Origin of the sequence: Desulfobacter sp. (assembly GCA_028768525.1) — a bacterium.
Taxonomy (GTDB): Bacteria; Desulfobacterota; Desulfobacteria; order Desulfobacterales; family Desulfobacteraceae; genus Desulfobacter.
Genome location: CP054837.1, coordinates 4,371,370 through 4,392,251 on the forward strand (window position 1 = coordinate 4,371,370; position 20,882 = coordinate 4,392,251).

Here is a 20,882-nt window from a genome sequence, read left to right on the forward strand (position 1 = left end):
TTACCTTCCTTTGTAGACGGGTTTGCGTTTTTCCCTGAAGGCGGTGAGGCCTTCGATGCGGTCTTCGGTTGGGATGGTGACCCGGTAGGCGTTGGATTCAATGGCCAGGCCCGTGGCGAGATCGGTTTCAATTCCCCTGTCAATGGCGTACTTGGCCATCTCCACGGCAATGGGGCCGGTCTCGGCAATCATGGCCGCCATCTCAAGGCATTTGTCCATGAGCTGTTCCGGCGGAACCATATGGTTGACCAGGCCGATATCAAGGGCTTCATCGGCATCCACCCGCCGGCCCGTGAAAATCAGCTCCTTGGCCTTGGCCACCCCCACGATGCGGGGCAGGCGCTGGGTACCGCCGCCGCCGGGGATGATGGCCAGCCGGGTTTCGGTCAGCCCCATGGTGGCGGTTTCCGAGGCGATGCGGATATCCGAAGCCAGGGCCACTTCCGTACCGCCGCCCAGGGCAATGCCGTTCACTGCGGCAATCACCGGGATGGGCAGGGTCTGGATGGCGGTGAGCAGGTTCCGGATGGTGAGGATGAACTTCTTTACCTGGTCCTGGGTGAGACTGGCCCTCTCCTTGAGGTCGGCTCCGGCGCAGAAGGCTTTTTCTCCTGCTCCGGTGATGATCACGCAGCGGATATCGCTTCTGAACTGCAGGGCATCGATCTGGTCCCGCACGGCGTAGAGCAGGTCGAAATTCAGGCAGTTCATCACACGGGGCCGGTTCAGGGTGAGCACGGCCGCATTGTTTTTTTCTTCAACGATCAGTAGGGACTCTTCAGTCATATCTTTTCTCCGTTCAGTTTCAGTTAGCGCATCAGCAGCCCGGATGCCCTAACATCCTATATATCTTGAAATGACCAGGCGCTGGACTTCAGAGGTGCCTTCCCCGATTTCCAGCAGCTTCTGATCCCTGTAAAAGCGTTCCACATTATACTCTTTCATCAGCCCGTAGCCCCCGTGGATCTGTACGGCATGGTCCGCCACCCGGCTCATGACCTCGGAGCAGTAGAGTTTGCCCATGGCCGCTTCCTTTTCATAGGGTTTGTGGTTGGACTTGAGCCAGCAGGCCTTGTAGAGCAGATTCCGGGCGCATTCGATCTCCATGGCGCAGTCGGCCAGCTTGAAGGCCACGGCCTGGAATTTGGAAATGGGCTGACCGAATTGTTCCCTTTCCCTGGCATATTTCAGGGCCAGGTCAAAGGCGCCCTGGGCGCCCCCCAATCCCATGGCGCCGATGGACAGCCGCCCGCCGTCCAGGGTGGCCAGCATCTGGTGGAAGCCGTCTCCCTTGTTGCCCAGGATATTCTCCTTGGGCACCCGCACATTGTCAAAGTATAGTTCCGCCGTGTTGGAGGCCCGCCACATCATTTTTTTATGCATGGGAACGGCTTTGAACCCCGGTGTGCCGGCTTCCACCAGGATACAGGAGTATTCCGGTTTCCCGTTTTCCCGTTCCCCTGTCACCGCCTGCACCGTGACGCCCATGGTCATATCGCAGGCCGCGTTGGTGATAAAAATCTTGGACCCGTTGATCACCCATTCGTCCCCGTCCAGGACTGCCGTGGTTTTCGAGCCCCCGGCATCGGAACCGGCCGTGGGTTCGGTGAGGCCGAAACCCCACAGGCCCTCCCCGGCACAGAGTTTGGGCAGGTATTTTTTCTTCTGCGCCTCGGTGCCGAAGTAGAACAGGGGGCCAATCCCCAGGGAATTGCCAGCGGCAATGGTTGCTGCCTGGGAACCGTCAATCCTGGCGATTTCCTCCACGGCAATGATATAGGAAATATAATCCATTGCCTGTCCCTCATATTCCTCTGAAACAAACATGCCGAACAAACCGATTTCACCCATCTTCCGGGTCAGCGCTTCGGAAAATTCCTCGTTTTCGTCAAGCTCTGCAGCGATGGGGGCGATTTCCTTCTGGGCAAACTTTCTGACTTCTTTACGGATCATTTCCTGTTCTTTGGTAAGGTCAAAATCCACCCTGGCCTCCTTTTGGGTTAAGGGTTAAAGTCTTATGTTGCGGTGCAGAATCAGCAGGTGCGTGCTCGGAGATTCGGGAAAGAAACTGATCGAGCGCTCAGTCTATTTTACCCGACTCTATAATTAAAAGAATTCGTTTGTCAAATACTTTTTTAAGGGGGGCGGGGAAAGGCGGATGGGGGCCGGACCCTGCCTGGGCCCGGGGCCGGGGCAGGGGGGAATCAGGCCCGTTTGTTGAATTTGGATATTTCGCTCCTGCGGACCCGCCAGGTGTGGCTTTCGTCCTGCACCCCTTTGAGGAAACCGGTACGCAGAAAGCTTTTGACTTTTGCCTTGGACAGCCCGGAGAGGACTGAAAATTTTTCAACGGAAATGGTCTCCTCCATCAGGCTTTGGGTTACCTTTTGGGCGGAGTCGGCCTTGGGCGGCCGGTATCCCTGGATTTTAAGGAGTTCGGATTCCGGAATATGCCATTGGCTGCTGGATATTTTTTTACCGGTCAGAAATCCGGTTTTCAGCAGCCGCCGCACCTTTACCGGGGCCATGCGGGTTTTTACCGCAAAATCATCCACGGAAATATGTCCTTCCGGCGCCGGTATGTCGGGCATGGTATCCTTCTGGAAATCCTCTTCTATGCGCTGGATGGAGGCTTCAATGTGGAAGCTGCCTGCCCGGGTTGAAAAGGGCACCACAATGATGGGATTGGTTTTCAGCTTGTCAGGGATTTCAGGCAGCTCCATGCTGATTTTGGGAACGGCCACATCGAAGAAATAGCCCTTTTGGGATAATTCGGCCTTGGCCGACCCCGAGATCATATTGGTCAGCTCCCCTGCCAGATCGAAGCGCTCCTCCATGGATGAACCCGGCCGGCCGAAGATGGAGGCAAGGATCTGGTCCAGGAAACCGCCGGAAAAATTGATGATGAAATACCCGGATATTCCGTGCCCGTTGAGTCCGATGAACCCTTTGATGTCCTTATCTGCCAGGGGCTGGGTCCGCACGGCAGGGGTGCCGGGCATGGACTGCATCCCTGCAAAGGTGGAAAAAACCTTCATGGAGGCGCTGATAAAAGGGTTTATGTAGTTTACATCCATGGCGGCAGTATAAACTCAGAGACGGGAATTATCAATGGGGCAGAAGTAGTAGAGCGGTGAAAAAAATGCATTCGCCTTGGCCGTTTAAATAATGTATAATACAAACTGATTACAGGGTCTGATGCCGGTTTTGCTCCCAAGGATCCAGCATAATAACCGAAAAGGTCCGGTGCCTGAACCGTCCCCGGATCTGAAAGGAGGCATGATGACTTTTCAAACAATTTTAAATCCCGTCGACGGGTCTGAGCATTCCAGGAATGCCACCCGATATGCCATCACCCTGGCAGAAAAATTTAACTCCAAAGTTGTTCTTCTCCACTGCCACAACCGGTTTCCGGTGGTATTGTCCGAACCCTATTTCCAGCAGGCCATAAATGAAATCATGAAAGCCTCGGAAACCCTGGTCCAGCCCTTTGAGGAGATGTTGGAGGAATCCGGTGTGGATTATGAAGTCAGGATTCTGGAAGGGCTGCCCGGCTCCACCGTTGCCGAGGTGGTACGAATTGAAAAGATTGATCTTGTGGTCATGGGATCCAGGGGGGTATCTGATTTTGAGGGGCTTTTCCTGGGGTCGGTGGCCCACCAGGTACTCCATAAATCTGACTGTCCCGTGTTTATTGTAAAATAGCGGCCCCTTTCAGGGGCTGTATTCCGCCGCTAATTTCAGGAGCTGTTTCCAACGCCCTTTTTCCGGCCCGGCCGCCGGGGAAAGGGCGTTTTTTATTCTTGATTTTCATGGGAATTTCAGATATTGGTTGGGCCAATTTTTTTGCAGGACAGATGGACAGGACAAAGATATGGCCAGGGGAATTTACCACAGGGTGGAATCGGAAATTATCCGGATGATTGAAACCGGTGAGGCGGCGCCGGGCTGCCGCCTGCCCTCGGAGCGTGCACTGGCGGAAAGGCTAAAGGTCTCCAGGAACACGGTGCGGGAAGCCATCCGTGCCCTGGTGGAAAAGGGAATTTTATTTTGTCGACGGGGGGCCGGCTCATTTGTGGCTCCCGAAGCCGAGGAACAGATTGCCCGGGCATTGCAAAAGGAAATGGCTGGAAAGCGGGTGCGCCTGGCTGAGATTTTCGAAGTCCGGAAAATGCTCGAACCGGCCATTGCGGGCCGGGCCGCAGAGATCATCGGGGAGGCCGGGCTGGCAGACCTGGAAGAGATCGTCCGCCGGCAGGAGGCCGCGCTGGAGAAGGGCCAGGACCCCGCAGTCTTTGACACCCGGTTCCATGAGGCTCTGGCAAAGGCCACCGGCAATTCCGTACTCTGTTCCCTGTTTTCCACCCTCAATGCCGTCCTGGCCGAAAGCCGTGATTTTCAACCCCCCAGGCGGGCCGCCCTTTCCATTTCTTCCCACCGGCAGATACTCAGCGCCCTGAGGGCGCGGGACAGGGAAAAGGCGTCCCGGGCCATGGCCGATCACATGGAAAAAACCCAGAGCCTGTTAAACCGGATGTTAACATCCAAAACATAAGGAATACCCTAAATGATCTATCTCTCATTGTACCTTTGTGTCGGGGCTGTGGCCGGTGTGCTGGCCGGCCTCCTTGGCATCGGCGGCGGACTGGTCATTGTGCCTATGCTGACCTTTGTCTTTACCTCCCAGGGCGTTGCCCACGAGGTGATTCTTCACATGGCCCTGGGCACCTCCCTGGCCAGCATCCTCTTTACCTCTCTCTCCAGCATGCGGTCCCACCACAAGCACGGGGCCGTGGTCTGGCCGGTGGTGTTCCGGATTACCCCGGGCATCCTGGTGGGGACCTTCTGCGGCACCTGGATCGCCGCCATGCTCTCCACCAATTTCCTCAAGGGGTTTTTCGGGATTTTTCTTTACTATGTGGCCACCCAGATGCTCATGGGCATCAAGCCCAAACCCACCCGGGAGATTCCCGGGGCCCCAGGGATATTCGCCGCAGGGAATATCATCGGTGTATTTTCAAGTCTGGTGGGTATCGGCGGGGGCACCCTGTCCGTGCCCTTCCTGGTCTGGTGCAATACCAAGATTCACAAGGCCATCGGCACCTCGTCGGCCATCGGTTTTCCCATTGCCGTTGCCGGCACCCTGGGGTATGTGGTTAACGGCATGGGGGTGGATGGTCTGCCCGCCATGTCCATTGGATTTATCAATCTGAAGGCCCTGGCCGGCATCGTGGCGGCCTCTGTGCTCACTGCGCCCCTGGGGGTGAAGCTGGCCCACAGTTTGCCCGTTGACAAGCTCAAACGGGTATTTGCGGTGTTGCTCTACCTGGTGGGCACCCGGATGCTGATCTCCATTTTTTAGCCGGCCTGTCTAATCTTTATTCTGGGGGCTGTCGTCGGCTGGTGGCCCGGCTTTCCTTAAGGTGGCGGCCCATTGGGAGTTCTCTTTGGAAATCATGGCCTCCACCCTGGCCACCAGAAGGGGAAAGGGGGCCTTTGTGTCATAGGGCGGCACGTTGGTTTCAAAGAGGTATTTTTCATGGCGCAGGGTTTCACAGGTGGTCCGGTATTCGATCCAGTTTTCATGGTATTTGTTCATGGTTACCATGGCGGTGATCACTGAGATCAATACCCCGAGCAGGCCGACGACGGCCTGGAGAAAAATGGCGTCCTGGGTCATGAAACCGATGAGAAAGGGGATCATGGCCGCGGCCGTAAATTCGATGAGCTTGAGGCGCTTGAAGATTTTCTGGTTCCACATGCTCTTTTGATCGTACCATTCAATCTGGTCGTCCAGCCGTTGTTTGATATATTCTTCCCGGTTCATTTGACGAAGCCTTTCATTATGGTGTGAATACGCTGAAGAGACTGAAATTATAAATAGGTTATGGGCTTTTTTTTGTCAATATCCCCCTTTCAGGCCAATGCCGGGCCCAGGGCCTGGACAATGAGGATGCCGGCCATCAGGGCCAGCAGGCGCCGCAGCCATTTCCTGTAGACTGCCCCCGGAATCCGGTCCCTCAGGGCCATGGCTCCGGTCATGATTCCCAGGGCCAGGACTGCCAGCGGCAGTGCGGTTTTTAACACTTCCGGGGTGTACAGGCCCGCAGAGAGAAATACCGTTCCCTGGGTCAGTTTGCCCAAGAGAAAACAGAGGTTGAAGACCTGGATCATGGCGGTTTTATCCATTTTGACCTCAAGGGCGAAGATGACCAGGGCCGGGAGCATTACGTTCACCGTGCCTCCCAGGATGCCCGCGGATATGCCGAAGACGGCTGTGGCGGCAGCGGGATGGGCCGGTATCCAGGAAAAGCCCAGGCCCAGGCGTTCAGCGTTGAGATAGAGGATGATGACCCCGGCAAGAAGCGGCCGGAAGAGTTCCGGCGGCGCCAGGATCAACAGCCGGGTGCCCATGAAGGAACCAGCCATACCGTACAGGGCCAGGGGCCAGTACCGGCCGATGCTCCTGCCCCATCCACCCCCACGGATAACGTTGGCCGCATTGATGAATACCGTGGGCAGCACCAGGATCAGTACGGCGGTTTTTACATCGGCGGCCATGGCCAGCAGCGGGGTGGCCACCAGAGGAAATCCAATGCCCACGACGCCGTGGACTACGGCGGCAAAGGCGGTGATGGCGGTATATAAAATGAGGGTGGCTATGGGCTCCATGACAGGGAAAGGTATATCAAGGCTGCCATTTGCAAACAATATTTATTCTGTTTTTATTTTTTACTGCCAAGTTTCTGTCGGTGCGGTAAAATCTGTCCAGGTCACAGAGATTGTTCCGAATCAGAACAGAGGGCGATTGGGGTCAGGTAAAATAGCATCGCCGCCTATATTTTTAACAGCAGTGATAAAATCAAGCTCCCTGACGATTTTGGTCTGACACCTTTCATCGTGTTTCTTCCTATGCATAACAGTCTCTATTTTTCTTCCATAGGTGGAGTAAACCCATGCCGGTGAAGCTTGGGCCCCTATAATCAGGTAATCAAGCTTTTTTATGGCCGTGTTGTGAGGGGAACCGCCAAGCTTTTCAATCACTGAAAAAAGATCTTTTCTTTTGCCGGATGCTGCCGGCCCCGTAAGGCAGAATTTTTTCCCTTTAAAGGTTATTCTGGGCGCCTTTTCGCAAATAGAAGATATTGATTTGAATATTGGAGCGGGCGACCTCATGTGACAATTTAGCCAGTATTCATCATCGTGGAGATGCGGTTCGTCAATTAATTGCTCTTCGAAATCTGAAAAGAATTCTTTTAAAAGACGGTGCTCTTCGGTGTCTATCTTTCCATCATTTAAGATGGTTTGAATATGGGCTCTTAATTCGTTTATCGGCCACCAGTCGTGCAGCCCTTCGTAGTCCAAAAGCCACTCTTCAAGCCCCTCAAGCTCTTCCTCTGTGATGGATCGGTCGCAGATAATGCCTGAAAAAATACCATGCAACCGCCTGATTACCTGGGTGAAATTTTCCAAATAACCTTTTTCATTTAATGTTTCAGCACACCATTCAAGCAGGTCTTCCCGCTCTTGTTCGTCAATCACCTCATCTTCCAGAATTTCTTCAAGCAATAAGCTGAGCCCTTTAAATGGCTCCGTTTCTCTCATCGCTTCGTGTATATCAATCCAATTTTTAAGCGCAATTATCTCTTGATCCCTGACTTTATAATCAATAGATATGCCCTCGATGATACCGTAGAGTCGTTCGATGGAATTTTTGATGTAATTTTTTGTTGCAATTGACATAAGCACCCCTCAGAAAATGATAGAAGATATAACCGCCATATCACCCGCGATTGGAGATGTAAACCCCTACCATCTGTTTTCCCAGGGCCTTCGCGTCTATACATGATAAAAAAAGGAGGACGTGATTAAACCGTTTTTATTGTTTCTTGATAAGCGGGCATAACCCGGCCGCAGCACGGGGGAGCGCTTCCGTTTTTGCATTCCCTGTCGTCCTGACCGGGAATGCAGTGAATGAACGGCCGTCTTTGCCGTCCTGGCAGTCGGCAGTTCATACACCACTCCATCGCTCCCCCGCACCACGGCCTGGCCACCCAGATAAACCCGGACCAATTCCCAGGTTTCCAGGGCGATACCTTTCCCCTTGCTTTCCGGGTGCAGATCAAGATAATGTCCAAAAAAATTGAATGGAGATTTCAACACTTGAAAAGTATCATACACCACATGTTGAGCTTCAAAGGAAAATAATAATGATAACCATTAACGAGTCGAATCGATACGCTGAACTCATCAATCTTTTCATTGAAAATGAATTAGAATTTACAGAAAAGGATAAACAGATTCCAGGTACGGTGGCCAAGTACTGGGAAGCACTCGATGATGGAAAGCTTATTGGTGGTTGCGTTTTGGGCCTGCGGGAAGGGGTATACATCCTTGAAGGCATCGCAACAGATGCAGATTACAGAAAAAAACGTGTGGGAAAACAACTCCTTTGTGAAGCAGAGACCTATCTCAAAACATTAGGCGCCAGGAAATTATATTTGTGTGCAAAGGCTCCCGGTTTCTTTAAAACTCAGGGTTTCTTGGCAATCGATAGAGAAAACGCCCCTCAATTCGGATGCATAAACTGTGACCAGTTTGGAATCAAGTGTTTCCCGGAAGTAATGATGAAAGATTTATAGAGGATGTCAACCGATCAGAGTGGGGGGATTTCTTTGTTGCGGATGTTGCTTTTCCCTGTGGGCTTTCCTATACTGCAGATGATCCACTGTAAATAATTGTGTCTAAACAGTTATACCGTTTTTAGCTATGATGAAATTTTATATTTCAGTCCTTATCTGTTCATTGATGCTATCCATGGCCGCCGCTGATGAGATAACGGTGGTGGGGGATGATTGGCCGCCGTTTAATCATATTGCCGGAGCGAAAAACGAAGGGTACATGATTGACATTGCCAGGGCCGTATTTGTGGCCGAGGGCCATGGGTTTCATTACCTGGTGCTGCCTTGGAAAAGAGCCCTCCGTGAAACCCGGAGAGGAAGGTACACTGCGGTTGTCGGGGCGTCAAAAACAGATGCAAAGGGATTTGTTTTTCCCTCCCAGGAACTGGCCAGGAACTATCTGGCGTTTTATACGAAAAAGGGAACCCCCTGGCAGTACAAGGAGCCGTCATCGCTCAAGCAGATAAAACTGGCCACCATCGCCAGTTATGACTACCGGCCCTGGCTCAATGAATATGTGGCGTCGAATCTGGACAATCCGGAAAAAGTCTTTGTGAATTTCGGCCTGAATCCCCTGGAGAAAAACCTGCGGCTGCTGATGGCCGGCCGGGTGGATGCGGTGGTGGACAATGACGCGGCGATCCGGTTTGTTGCCAGACAGATGAACCTGGGGGATAAAATTCAGTTGGCAGGGCAGGGCACCCTGCCCTCATTTTGCTACATTGCTTTTTCTCCGGGCCTTGACCGTTCCAAGAGTTACGCCCGCATTTTGTCCAGAGGGATTGCGGAAATGAGAAAGAGCGGCAGGCTAAAACAGATTCTGAACAAATACGACCTTGAGGACTGGCGATCGCCGACGGGGAATCCGGCCGGCACCAGTGATACCGATTAGTCTGTCGGAAGGGGAAGTGTCTTGACCTCAAAATCCTTTACTTATATCATTCCCATATGAAACAGGTATTTTATATCATTCTTTTTGTTTTTTTATACGGAGAAGCCGCTTTGGGGGACACGCTGACATTGGTGACCCTGGAAAGCCCGCCGGCGGAGTTTTTCAGGGACGGACGGGCAATGGGGCGGAATGTGGATATTGCCCGTGAAGGCCTGAAACGGATGGGGATTGAGGCGAAGGTGCGGATCCTGCCCTGGAAGCGGGCCCTGGTCATGGTGGAAAACGGAGATGCCGACGGGATTATCGATGCCGCTTACAGCACTGAACGGGCCGAATTCCTTTATTATCCCCATGAAGAGGTCTATGTTGAAGAGTGGTACCTGTTCCGGCGGAAAGGGAGTCCACTGACCCTTGACAGGGATCTGGGCAATGCCGGACAGTTTACCCTGGGGATTTGCAGGGGATTTCAATACGGCGGATTGATCCAGGACGCCATTGAAAAAAAACGATTCAAAACATTCCAGGCGGTACCGGATAATGCAATGAATATAAAAAAGCTGGTGGGCGGCCGCTTCGACGTTTTTGTGGGGGTGAAGCTGACCATTTTATATCTGGCCGGAAAGATGGGCGTTGCCGGACAGATCGAGCCGGTGCCCATGACCGAGACCGGCCGGCCCTACCTTTTAAGTGCTTCCAAAACCTATCTGGCTTTTTCAAAGAAAACCGTCACCCGGAAGACCGTAGACCGATTTTCCCTTGTCCTCAGAAAGATGAAGGATGAAGGGGAGGTCAGGCGTATTGAATCCCGGTATTACTAAATTTCTTTCCACCTAAAAGTCCCGAAAGATTGGTTTCCTTTTCCGCACCATCCTGAATCATTGAACCGACCTGAGTTTACCGGCTTCAGGCGGCTTTGGTTTCCATTCTTTTCCCCATGTCCGAACAATCATCCGGAACCTCCCGGCCACCGCGGCTTTTATTGCTTTTTTACAGGTTAAGTTCCTGATTTCCCGGTCGATGGCTGAATATATAAATCTGCCATTGGAGGAGGGAAATTATGTCCACAGGATCAATAACAAGTCTGGGATTGGGATCGGGTCTGGATCTCCAGGATATCATGGATCAGCTCAGGGAGGCCGAAGAGGCCACCATCACGGCCAAGGAAACTGAAAAAACAGAGCTGCAGAACAAGTCCGATGCCTATAATACGGTGAATGCCAAATTGTTCTCCATTAAATCCGATGTATTCAACCTTTCCCTGGAATCCAACTTTCTGAGCAATTCCGTCTCGGTTTCCGATGAGGATGTGTTGTCCGCGACGGTCTCCGACGGCCTGGACGCATCCTCAAACCAGGTCAATGTCACCAGCCTTGCCCAGCGAAACTCATGGGCGTCCGCAGCCGTTTCCAGCAGCTCCCAGGCCCTGTTTGACTCGCCTGAATCGGGCATTGCCGATCCCGATACCACGGCGGCAGTCAGCGGGGATGAAACCCTGACCTTTTACTACGGTGATACCGGTGATCCCCAGCAGATTGACATCAGTCTTTCAGCCGGCATGACCCTCAGCGAGATTGTGGATGAAATCAACAATTCCTCTCAGAATACCGATGGGCAGGGCGGTCAACTGGTCAGCGCCTCATATGTGCTCGGGGACAGCGGGGACTATTATATCCGGCTGTCGGCAACTGACGGCGGCAACAGTGACGATTCCCGGGTTTCCGTATCCGGGTTCGACTGGGTGGTGGCGGACACCACCATTGCCATCGGCCAGGGCAGCAGCACCATGTACCTGAGTGTTGCCCCCGGGACCACCTATGCCGGGATGGCGGAACTCATCAATGCCTCCGATGACAACCCCGGGGTCACCGCCGCCATTATTAATAACGGAGATACGGACAATCCCTACCAGCTCATCCTGACCTCAGACGACACCGGTGAAGACGGCCGGCTGACCCTCACCGATTTCGATGTCATGACCGAAGCCACCGGCGCCGACGGGGCGTCTTTAAACGCAGAATTTTCTGTGAACGGCATTGCCTATTCCCGCCAGTCCAACACCGGTATTTCCGATGTCATTGACGGGGTTACCCTGAACCTGAAAACCGTTGGGGAGACCACCGTGGGGGTTGAAGTTTCCCTGGACAACGTCAAGGATGACATCCTTTCAATGGTGGAGGGGATCAACAATCTTCTGGTTTACCTTGAGGGCGACGGGGATACCAGCGCCGTGGACGAGAGCGCGGGGGAGGCCGACAGCACCCCCCTGGACGGGGAGAGCAGTGCCCGGAGAATCTCCTATGATATCCAGTCCCTTTTAACCACCGTCCTTGACCTGCCTGAAGGATATACCAGCCTTGCGGACATCGGACTTGAAATCGACAGCGACGGCACTGTCAGCATTGACGAGTCCGCACTGGATGACGCCATTGCCGCCGACCCCCAGGGGGTGGCAAGCCTTTTTTTGGGGGATGAAGACCTTGAGATCCAGGGCATGGCAGACCTTTTCAACGAAGCGATCACCAACATGGTCAGCACTTCGGGCATCGCCTCAACGGAAATAGATGATGCCGAACTGAGGATTGAACGCATTGATGAATATATTGAAACGGAAACCGAACGCCTGGATAAAAAGTACGAAACCATGGCCGCCGAATTTTCCCGCCTGGATACATATATCAGTGAAATGAATTCCCAGGCCGACACCTTGGAGGCCCTGATTTCATCCCTCAGCGACGATTAGCCCGCTCCGCACCAAGCCGGCTGCCCTGCCGGCCAGACTTTTCTTTTCCAACGGCCTGCCTCACCGGCAGGCCGTTTTTTTATTTTTCCCCGGTCATAACTTTCCCCTTTACCCGGAATAATATTCCCCTTTTACATCCAGCCCCATTTGGATGCGTGCGCGCCATTTTTCTGTTTTGGGCAATTGGTCCTGCCTGATTAATCCCGGGACTTTTTAAATTGACCGGAATCTGTCTTCCGGCAGGGAGAAAATTGGCCTTAACAATCTTGCGGAACCGCTGTCTGTGCAGGCCTTCCATCGTTCCCAGATGGTATTTTTCTTGTTGTTTCCCATGGGTAGGGAAAAGCTGCCCTGTGCCTTTTTCCGACGGTTTTAACACTAATGAAAGGAAATACCCATGTCAGTCTCATCCACCGGAACCAATGCGCTGGATGCCATTTCCGCATCCTATCAACCCTATGAACAAACCACCGAAGAGACCGAGGATGCCCTGGGGCGGGATGCGTTTCTGACCATGCTGGTGGCCCAGCTGGAAAACCAGGACCCCCTGAACCCCATGGACGGAACGGATTTTTCGGCCCAGCTGGCCCAGTATTCCCAGCTGGAACAGCTCATGAACCTCAATGAATCCATGGAATCCCTCATCAGCGCCCTTGAGGGCACCTCGGGCAAGGACCCCATGGAGTATATCGGCATGGAGGTTACGGGCACGGCCGACACCATGACCGTGGACGAGGGCACGGTCTCCGGCGGGTTCTACAATCTCACCGAACCCGCGGACGTGGCCGTCACCATCACCGATGCCGACGGCAGTGTGGTCAGGACCCTCTATCCTGGGCAGCAGGAAGCCGGTGCCTACCTGGTTTCCTGGGACGGGACCGACGCGTCGGGGGATGCCGTTGCCGACGGGACATACAGCTATACGGTCATGGCCGATTACGGCAGCGGATATGAAACCCTCTCCGCCTCATTGAGCGGCACCGTGGAAGGGGTGGCCTATAACAACGGCAAGGCCTACCTGGTGGTCCAGGGCATTCTGCTGGATCCCGATGCCGTGACCTCGGCCACCAACCTTTCAGAAACCGCCGCAACGGGCCTGGCCACCTCACCCGCCGCCTACCTGGGGCAGTCCATCAGTTCCACCGCTCCCATCGTTCTGGTGGAGGACGGGGCCGTGTCCGGATCCGGTTTGAGTTTTGAACTGGATACACAGTCCGATGCCGTCATCAGCGTTTACGATGCCTACGACGAGCTGGTCCGGACCATTGAAATCGACGCCGATGACACGGCGGCAGGGGAAAACGCCGTTGTCTGGGACGGGCTTTCGGACAACGGATACCAGGTTCAGGACGGGATGTATTACTACACCGTGTCCGCCGATGACGGCAGTGCATCCACCCCGGTGTCCGGGGAGGTGTCGGCCGTCAAGACCGTCAACGGCAGCCCCTATCTGGTCCTGGCGGATTCGGGCCGGCTTGTGTCCGTCTCCAATGTCACCGAGATTTTTTAACCCCTTTTAAGGAGACTTGTCATGTCTTTATCCAGTTCACTTTTTACCGGCACCTCGGGCCTTAAAAATATGGGCAACGCCCTCCAGGTGGTGGGCAACAATATATCCAACCTTAACACCATCGGCTTTAAAAAGGGGCGCACCACCTTTGCCGACACCCTTTACGAATCCGTGGCCACCCAGGCCGGCACCGCCCAGATGGGCCGGGGCATGGCCGTGGGCAGCGTCACCCAGAACTTCAGCCAGGGATCCTTTGAGTCCACGGGCAATACCACGGACCTGTCCATCGGCGGCGACGGGTTTTTCATCGTCCGCCAGTCCGGCACGGAAAACACCTATTATACCCGGGCCGGCAATTTTAATTTCGATGAAGCCGGCCAGCTGGTCAACCCGGAGGGCTATATTGTCCAGGGCTGGGAGCTGGATGAGGAAACCGGGGATGATGTGGGCTCCATTACCGATCTCATCCTGGAAGAATTTACCAGCCCGCCCAAGAAAAGCAGTGAAATCACCGCCATCACCAACCTGGATGCCGATTCCTCATCCAATTCCGTGGTCCTGTCCAACCTATGGGATGCCGGGGAAACCACCCAGATGTCCTCGGGGAATTACGAGTACCAGACCGTGGTCAAGGTCTATGATTCCCTGGGCAGCACCCATGACATCACCATTTTTTACGATAAAAAATCCGGCACCGAGTGGGAATACGTCATCACCATGAATCCCGAGGAGGACAACCGGAATCTGGTCCAGGGCACGGATTCCCAGGGGCTTCTGGCCCGGGGAACCATCACCTTTTCCCAGAGTTCCGGAGACGTCCTCCAGATGACCATGGAGGAGTTCACCGGCAGGGTGGGCAATATTTCGGCCTCGGGGGTGAACACGGTGGATGAGGTCCATTTCGAGATTGACGATTCCGCCGCCGCCCTCCTGGACGGGTACGGGTTCAGCCTGGAGTTCGACGGCAGTTCCTGGAATTTTACCGACCAGAACGGGGACGGCCTGATCACCGCCGCCGATCTGCCGGATAACTACCCCGATGCGAAAATCGTCTATTCGGACAATAAGAATATCCACATCACCCTGGACCCCGACGACGCCCTGGACACGGAGCCGGATCTGAGAATCAAGCTGGACCAGCCCGCCGTTGCAACGGATTCCGTCGGTTTCGACATCAATGACGCCAATGACCTCCATGTCCAGTCCATTGAAGGGGCCGCCTATTCCGGGGATACGGCCAACGACAACACCACCCTGGAAATCAACGACCCCGGGGTGATGACCCATGACGCCGAGGACCTGGGGCTGATCTGGAATCCCCTGACCGAAGAATGGACCTGGAGCAACCCGGCCATTGCCGCGGACCAGGGCACCCTGGTATCGGACATGGCCTATACCGACGGGCTCGGGAACCCGGTTTCCACCACGGCGGCGGGATTTGTCACCGTGAACAATGCGGAGGATGTCACCATGTACGCCGAAGACCTCCAGCTCCGGTACGACGGCAGTTCCTGGGACTGGAACGATGACCTCAAGTCGGAAGACATCACCTCCACCTTTAATTTCAGCCCCCAGAATGATCCGGTATTGAGCATTGAATCCGCCGGTTCCGAGGGGGCCATATACTCGGGCACGGCCGCCGGTCTGCCCTCCCTCTACTGGATGGGGGACCACTGGTCCCTGTCCACGGCGGGCACGGTGACCACCCAGGCCTTTGACAACACCACCCTGGCCATCAATACCTCGGCCAGCTCTTCCACCAATGTGATTTTCGACCTCTACGTCGCGGGCACGGCCGGGGCTTCCACCCTGGAATATACCTTTGGGTCGGCCCTGTCCACGGCGGCGGGCCAGTCCATCTCCTTCCAGGTCGACCCCACGCCCCCCAGGGAGTACTCAACTGCCGTGCTTTATACCACGGCCGCCTCGGCCGCCGTGCCCGCAGACGGGTTTGCCGTGGATTTCGATGCCGACAACACCCTGGACATCACCTTTGATCCGGCCCTTTCCGCCGCCCCGGCCAACGGGTCCCTTTTCAGTTTTACCACCGACCCCGATGTCCCCCCTGAACCGTACCAGAACGCCACCCTCACCGGTGACCAGACCCAGGTGGTGATCGATCTGGACGGCTCGGGCAGCGACGATGACAAGGAGGACATTGTCTTTACCTTTACCGATCCCCTGAAATACGGCACCAGCACCCATCCCTACACCGACCGGAGCACCATCTCCTTTGATATCTCAGGTTCCACGGCCTGGTCGGATATTTCGACGGACGAAATCAAAAACACCGGCTACTTTGCCTTTACCGCGGACTTCCTCGGGGGGGAGTTCGGCACCACGGAAAATGATATCGAGCTGAACATCGGCTCCCGGTTTGACGGCACCAATTTCATCAACGATTCCCTGTCCACCACCCAGTATTCAAAGTCTTCGTCCACGGTGTTCCAGGATGCAGACGGGTATGCCGCCGGGGATCTCCAGGGGGTGGATGTCGCCTCGGACGGGGTGATCACCGGGATTTATTCCAACGGTCAGCTCATTCCCCTTTTCCGGGTGGGATTAGCCGAATTCCAGAACAATTACGGGCTCTCCAATGAAGGGGGGAACCTGTTCAGCGAAACCCGGGAGAGCGGGACGGCCATCACCAACAAGCCCGGGGAAAACGGGCTGGGCACCATTTCACCCAACTCCCTTGAGATGTCCAACGTGGATGTGTCCGAGGAGTTTGTCTCCATGATCGTTCAGCAGCGGGGGTTCCAGGCCAATTCCAAGATCGTGACAACGGTGGATGAAATGATGAACACGGTCATCTCCATGAAACGGTAAAAGAGAAAGGATGGTCCCATGAGCGGTTTATACAGCACGCTTAGCATTGCCAAGACGGCCATTGCCGCCCAGCAGTACGGGCTGAGCGTCACCGGCAACAACATCGCCAATGTCAACAACCCGGATTATTCCCTCCAGAATGTCCAGCAGACCAATGCCCAGTCCACGGAATACGCCGGATATATTTTCGGCACCGGGGTTGATATCACCGAGGTCTCCCAGTCCGTGGACCAGCTCCTGGAAAACCGGCTGACAACGGAAATCTCCAAGCAGTCTTCCCTTGAAGAGGCTGAATCCTACCTGGCGGTGATTGAAAGCCTTTTTGACGAAACCTCGGGTTCGGGCCTCAGCAGCCTCATCAATGATTATTGGGATGCCTGGCAGGATATTGCCGATTCCCCCCTGGGCACCTCGGAACGGGTCCAGGTGTACGACACCGGCCAGGCCCTGGCTGCCAAGTTCAATTCCATCTCTTCGGACCTCCAGGACCTGGAACAGGATCTTAACTCGGAAATCTCCGCCACCCTGACCCAGATCAATGCCATCACTTCCCAGATCGCGGATCTGAACAGGGAAATCCTGGGGCTGGAAGCCACCCAGACCGCCAATGACCTGAGGGATACCAGAAACGGCCTCATTGACGATCTGGGCCAGCTCATCGATATCGATGTCATCACCCAGGGGGACGGGGCCGTCCTGATCAACGGGGCCAACGGCCTCCCCCTGGTCAACGGGGTGGACAGCAGCCGGATTGCAGCGGATAAGGACCGGATCGTCTGGCAGGGGGCCAGCAGCACCCTGGATATTACCGATAAAATTTCCGGGGGCAAGCTGGCCGGCTGGCTGACCATCCGGGACGAGGTGCTGCCCACCTGCATGGCCCAGGTGGACGAACTGGCCTCGGAAATGACCTGGGCCGTGAATTACCTGCATTCCCAGGGGGCGGGGCTGGATTATATCTCCGACACCTCCTCGGGCACCTATGCCGCGGATGATTCCGGGTGGCTGTCCAGTTTGGCGTTCGGGGATAAGATTGATTATACAAAGGATTTTTCCCTCTGGGTGGAAGACAGCTCGACCTCGGCGGCCCAGTACCGCCAGATCCTCATGGATATGGGCATTTCCGGGGCGGCCGCCTCGGACTGGCAGGGCACGGCACCCGGGGGGGAATCCGCCGCCTACCGCCTCACCGTGGTGGATGAGGCGGCAGTGGGAGACCTGGTGGTGGCCCAGTCCTCGGGGGAAGGCCAGGGCGAGGTCCGGGGAATTGCTTCCGGCGGGGTGGACCAGGCCCTGGATACGGTCATGGCCGCCCAGACCCTGACCCTCACCGGGACCGGCCAGGGGACCCAGACCATTGAAATCACAGATACCGCCGCCGGCACCCGCCGGTCCGCCGCCGCCATTGCAGAAACCCTGACCGGTATCGACGGGGTCACCGCCTACGCCTCCGAATCCCAACTGGCCTTTGACACAGGCGGCATGACCGCTGCCGATGAAGGGGATATCGTTAAATTCACCCTTTACTGCGACGGGATTGAATACCAGCAGTCCTTTACCGTTGACCCTTCGGCCGGCACCCTTGACCAGCAGTTCGAGACAGCCCTGGAAGAGGCCGCGGCCGCCGTGAATATCCTCAACAACGATACCGACCTCTATGCCGACGATCTGGTCCTTAAAAGCGACAAAGGGGCCACTTTGGGAATCCAGGATTTTGAGGTGGTGGACAATGCCGGGGTCCTCATGGATAATTTTTCAAATTTCAATACCGGCGACGTTCTCACCCTCACCGTTTCCACGGACGGGGCCCCTACCACCAGCACCGATATCAGTGTGGATCTTTCCTCGGTCATCGACCCCACGGACCAGGCGGCCATGGGCGCGGCCTTTTACCAGGCCCTGTCAACGGGGCTGGCAGAGGGCCCTTTCGCCCTGGATCTGGATGAGGATACCGGGGCGGTGACCCTGCGCACAACCGACGGTTCCAATCTGACCCTGGGGGCGGCGGCCGGAGATACCGGCGACGACGCAACCCTTGCCCTCACCGGTCTTTCCGGTTCCGTATCCGGAGCCGGAAACGGGGTGCTGGAATTCACCGCCGCAGGCACGGATACGGAAACCTATACGGCGGCATCCGGCACCGCCGACACCCTGGATATCTCCATGCCCGGATCGGGCACCGCCGCCCTGGCCGGCACCCTGGTGACCCTCTGTGAAGTGGGGGCGCCGACGGGGACCGCGGACACGGCAGCCGTGACCACCGGCAGCCTGACCATCTACCTTGAGCCCGGGATGACCCTGTACTCGGACAATGCAACGGCAGCCGGCCTTTTCGGCACATCGGGAACGGCGGCCACCGGTGCTTCCATCCTCACCCTGGGCGGCACCGGCGGGTTCGGCGATTTCGACGACGGGGACCTGGTCTCCTTTGATGTGGACGGCACCACCGTCAGCTTTACGGTGTCGGCGGCCGCCGGCGGCACCACCGACGCGGGCCTGGCCCGGCAGATTTATAACCAGTTGAACACGACCATCACCAGCCCGGATTACCAGTTCGTCCTCAACGGCACCTCGGTTTCCATTATCAAGGACAGGGACCTGGAAGCGCCCATAGAACTGACCAATTTCACGGACAATACCTCGGCGGACGCCTCCTTAAGCCTGTTCACAGGGACAGGCACCGGCACGGACCGGCCGGACAACACCCTGCTGGTTTCCGGTGATCCGGATAAAAATTTTGCGGTATCTTCCCTTTACAGCGATGGGGGCATTATCCTCTGGGAAAAACTGGATTCAGAAGGGTATTTTACCGGGGAATCCGGCCTGATCCAGGTGGAAGACCAGGGGCGGGTGGTGATCGAGGAGGCGGGTGTGGAGACCCTTTCTTTTGATCTGTCTTCGGGCAGTCTGGTGGCCGGCAATACCCTGACCGTGAACACCGACGGGACCGGCAGCCCCGATCTGCTGAATATGGAGGTTTTCCGCCGGGCCAACGGGATCAACGACACCTATACCTTTGAAGTGGTTTCCGGCGGCAGCGTGGGCCTGGAAGGGGAAGAGGCGCCGTTGACCATTCAATGGACCTCGTCCACGGGCGCCGGCAGTTTTGAACTGGTTGCAGAGGATCCCCCCAAGGATCCCGATGTCCCCATCCAGGTGGAAGTGGACGGGATGCTCATCAATTTTTACAGCGGCACCCTGTTTGATGGCGACGTTTTCACCCTGACCACCGATGAGACCGGCCAGGCCACCCAGACCCTGATGTCGGACTGGCATTGGACCCTGACCTCCTTTGCCGATGAATTCAACCGGAACGGGTCCGGCATGGCCGCAACGGTGACGGCGGACAACCGCCTCTCCCTGGCGGCGGACCAGGACTGCCATACCCTGGAAAATGTCACCTGGTCGGGGGCAGACGGGTTCAGTTCGGACAATGGAGAGATCACCGTACTGGACTGGTCCGCCCTTGACTTCAATGCAACGGACCTTTCCTTTGTCCGGTCTTCGGGCGCCTGGGGAATCGTCAACGATGTCACCGGGGGGCTGGCCGCCATCATCCCCGAGGGCGGGGACGACAGGGGGTTCCAGGTGGATCTTAACGGGGACGGGCTGGGGGACCTCCAGGTGGACTTTTCTTCGCCCGTCACCGGAGACGGGGCGGTGAATTTTGATCTGGTACTCAAAGATCCGGCAGACATCGGCTATGCCTTCGGCGGCCTTGGGGAGGGGGACTGCGGGCTGGCCGCCGCCGCCGGGCTCAATACCTTTTTTACGGGCACCAGCGCTCTGGATATAGGGGTCAATGAAGTCCTCAAGGATACGGAACGCATTGCCGCCGGGGTGGTGGATTCCCAGACCGGTGCCATCACCACGGGAAGCAACGAAACTGCCCTGGATATCGCCGATCTGGCCTACACCGCCCTTGAAATGACCCAGACCGATTTTGTCCGGGGGGAGGATGCCCTTTCCGGGGTGACCCAGGCCTCATTAAATGAGTATTACAACACCATGATCGCCTCTCTGGGCATCACCTCAAAATCCATTATTTCCTCCCGGACATTTGCCGACACCCTGGTGGACCAGATCACGGCCCAGCGGGATGCGGTCTCTGCCGTCTCCCTGGATGAAGAGATGATTAAATTAACCCAATACCAGCATGCCTATTCGGCCGCCTCAAAACTGCTCTCCGTGGCCGATGAGATGCTCCAGACCATTTTATCGGTCAGATAA

The 20,882-nt window shown here is 55.7% G+C and carries 16 protein-coding genes; 10 read left to right on the forward strand and 6 right to left on the reverse strand.

The window, feature by feature from the left end; genetic code table 11:
* The 3 genes from HUN04_19290 to HUN04_19300 form a co-directional block, all read right to left on the reverse strand.
* On the reverse strand, window positions 1–786 hold the full coding sequence (locus HUN04_19290; protein ID WDP91733.1) for an enoyl-CoA hydratase/isomerase family protein: 786 nt from the start codon (window positions 784–786) through the stop codon (window positions 1–3).
* Between the two features lie 48 nt (window positions 787–834).
* Window positions 835–1,983: an acyl-CoA dehydrogenase family protein gene (locus HUN04_19295; GenBank protein WDP91734.1), complete on the reverse strand. Its 1,149-nt coding sequence runs from the start codon at window positions 1,981–1,983 to the stop codon at window positions 835–837.
* A 221-nt stretch (window positions 1,984–2,204) separates the two neighbouring features.
* A complete protein-coding gene (locus HUN04_19300; protein WDP91735.1) occupies window positions 2,205–3,077 on the reverse strand; it encodes a chemotaxis protein CheX in 873 nt (290 codons plus the stop codon).
* A gap of 205 nt (window positions 3,078–3,282) precedes the next feature.
* Here HUN04_19300 and HUN04_19305 point away from each other — a divergent pair, with 205 nt between their 5' ends.
* The 3 genes from HUN04_19305 to HUN04_19315 all read left to right on the forward strand — a co-directional run bounded on the left by HUN04_19305 (window position 3,283) and on the right by HUN04_19315 (window position 5,362).
* The gene (locus tag HUN04_19305) at window positions 3,283–3,705 is read left to right on the forward strand and encodes a universal stress protein (GenBank protein ID WDP91736.1); all 423 of its coding nucleotides are present in this window, start codon (window positions 3,283–3,285) and stop codon (window positions 3,703–3,705) included.
* A 169-nt stretch (window positions 3,706–3,874) separates the two neighbouring features.
* Window positions 3,875–4,555 (forward strand): FadR family transcriptional regulator, encoded by a 681-nt coding sequence (locus HUN04_19310; protein WDP91737.1) that lies wholly within the window; start codon window positions 3,875–3,877, stop codon window positions 4,553–4,555.
* Window positions 4,556–4,567: 12 nt separating this feature from the next.
* Entirely contained in the window at window positions 4,568–5,362 is a 795-nt protein-coding gene (locus HUN04_19315; protein WDP91738.1) for a sulfite exporter TauE/SafE family protein, read from the forward strand.
* A 9-nt stretch (window positions 5,363–5,371) separates the two neighbouring features.
* Here the strand turns inward: HUN04_19315 and HUN04_19320 are convergent, their stop codons facing one another.
* From HUN04_19320 to HUN04_19330, 3 genes are all read right to left on the reverse strand, one after another.
* Window positions 5,372–5,827 carry a DUF4231 domain-containing protein gene (locus HUN04_19320; protein ID WDP91739.1) on the reverse strand — a complete coding sequence of 152 codons (456 nt, stop codon included), beginning with the start codon at window positions 5,825–5,827 and terminating at the stop codon, window positions 5,372–5,374.
* A gap of 89 nt (window positions 5,828–5,916) precedes the next feature.
* On the reverse strand, window positions 5,917–6,672 hold the full coding sequence (locus tag HUN04_19325) for a sulfite exporter TauE/SafE family protein (protein WDP91740.1): 756 nt from the start codon (window positions 6,670–6,672) through the stop codon (window positions 5,917–5,919).
* A gap of 120 nt (window positions 6,673–6,792) precedes the next feature.
* Window positions 6,793–7,743, reverse strand: a complete 951-nt coding sequence (locus tag HUN04_19330; protein WDP91741.1) for a hypothetical protein — start codon at window positions 7,741–7,743, stop codon at window positions 6,793–6,795.
* Between the two features lie 467 nt (window positions 7,744–8,210).
* On the opposite strand from HUN04_19330, the gene HUN04_19335 reads away from it, so the two are divergent.
* The 7 genes from HUN04_19335 (at window position 8,211) to flgK (ending at window position 20,882) form a co-directional block, all read left to right on the forward strand.
* Window positions 8,211–8,642 (forward strand): GNAT family N-acetyltransferase, encoded by a 432-nt coding sequence (locus HUN04_19335; GenBank protein ID WDP91742.1) that lies wholly within the window; start codon window positions 8,211–8,213, stop codon window positions 8,640–8,642.
* 175 nt (window positions 8,643–8,817) lie between these two features.
* Window positions 8,818–9,573: a transporter substrate-binding domain-containing protein gene (locus tag HUN04_19340; protein ID WDP91743.1), complete on the forward strand. Its 756-nt coding sequence runs from the start codon at window positions 8,818–8,820 to the stop codon at window positions 9,571–9,573.
* Window positions 9,574–9,629: 56 nt separating this feature from the next.
* A complete protein-coding gene (locus HUN04_19345; GenBank protein WDP91744.1) occupies window positions 9,630–10,391 on the forward strand; it encodes a transporter substrate-binding domain-containing protein in 762 nt (253 codons plus the stop codon).
* 239 nt (window positions 10,392–10,630) lie between these two features.
* On the forward strand, window positions 10,631–12,313 hold the full coding sequence (fliD, locus tag HUN04_19350; protein WDP91745.1) for a flagellar filament capping protein FliD: 1,683 nt from the start codon (window positions 10,631–10,633) through the stop codon (window positions 12,311–12,313).
* 397 nt (window positions 12,314–12,710) lie between these two features.
* Window positions 12,711–13,823, forward strand: a complete 1,113-nt coding sequence (locus HUN04_19355) for a flagellar hook capping protein (GenBank protein ID WDP91746.1) — start codon at window positions 12,711–12,713, stop codon at window positions 13,821–13,823.
* A 21-nt stretch (window positions 13,824–13,844) separates the two neighbouring features.
* Window positions 13,845–16,652 carry a flagellar hook-basal body complex protein gene (locus HUN04_19360; protein ID WDP91747.1) on the forward strand — a complete coding sequence of 936 codons (2,808 nt, stop codon included), beginning with the start codon at window positions 13,845–13,847 and terminating at the stop codon, window positions 16,650–16,652.
* Window positions 16,653–16,670: 18 nt separating this feature from the next.
* A complete protein-coding gene (flgK, locus tag HUN04_19365; protein WDP91748.1) occupies window positions 16,671–20,882 on the forward strand; it encodes a flagellar hook-associated protein FlgK in 4,212 nt (1,403 codons plus the stop codon).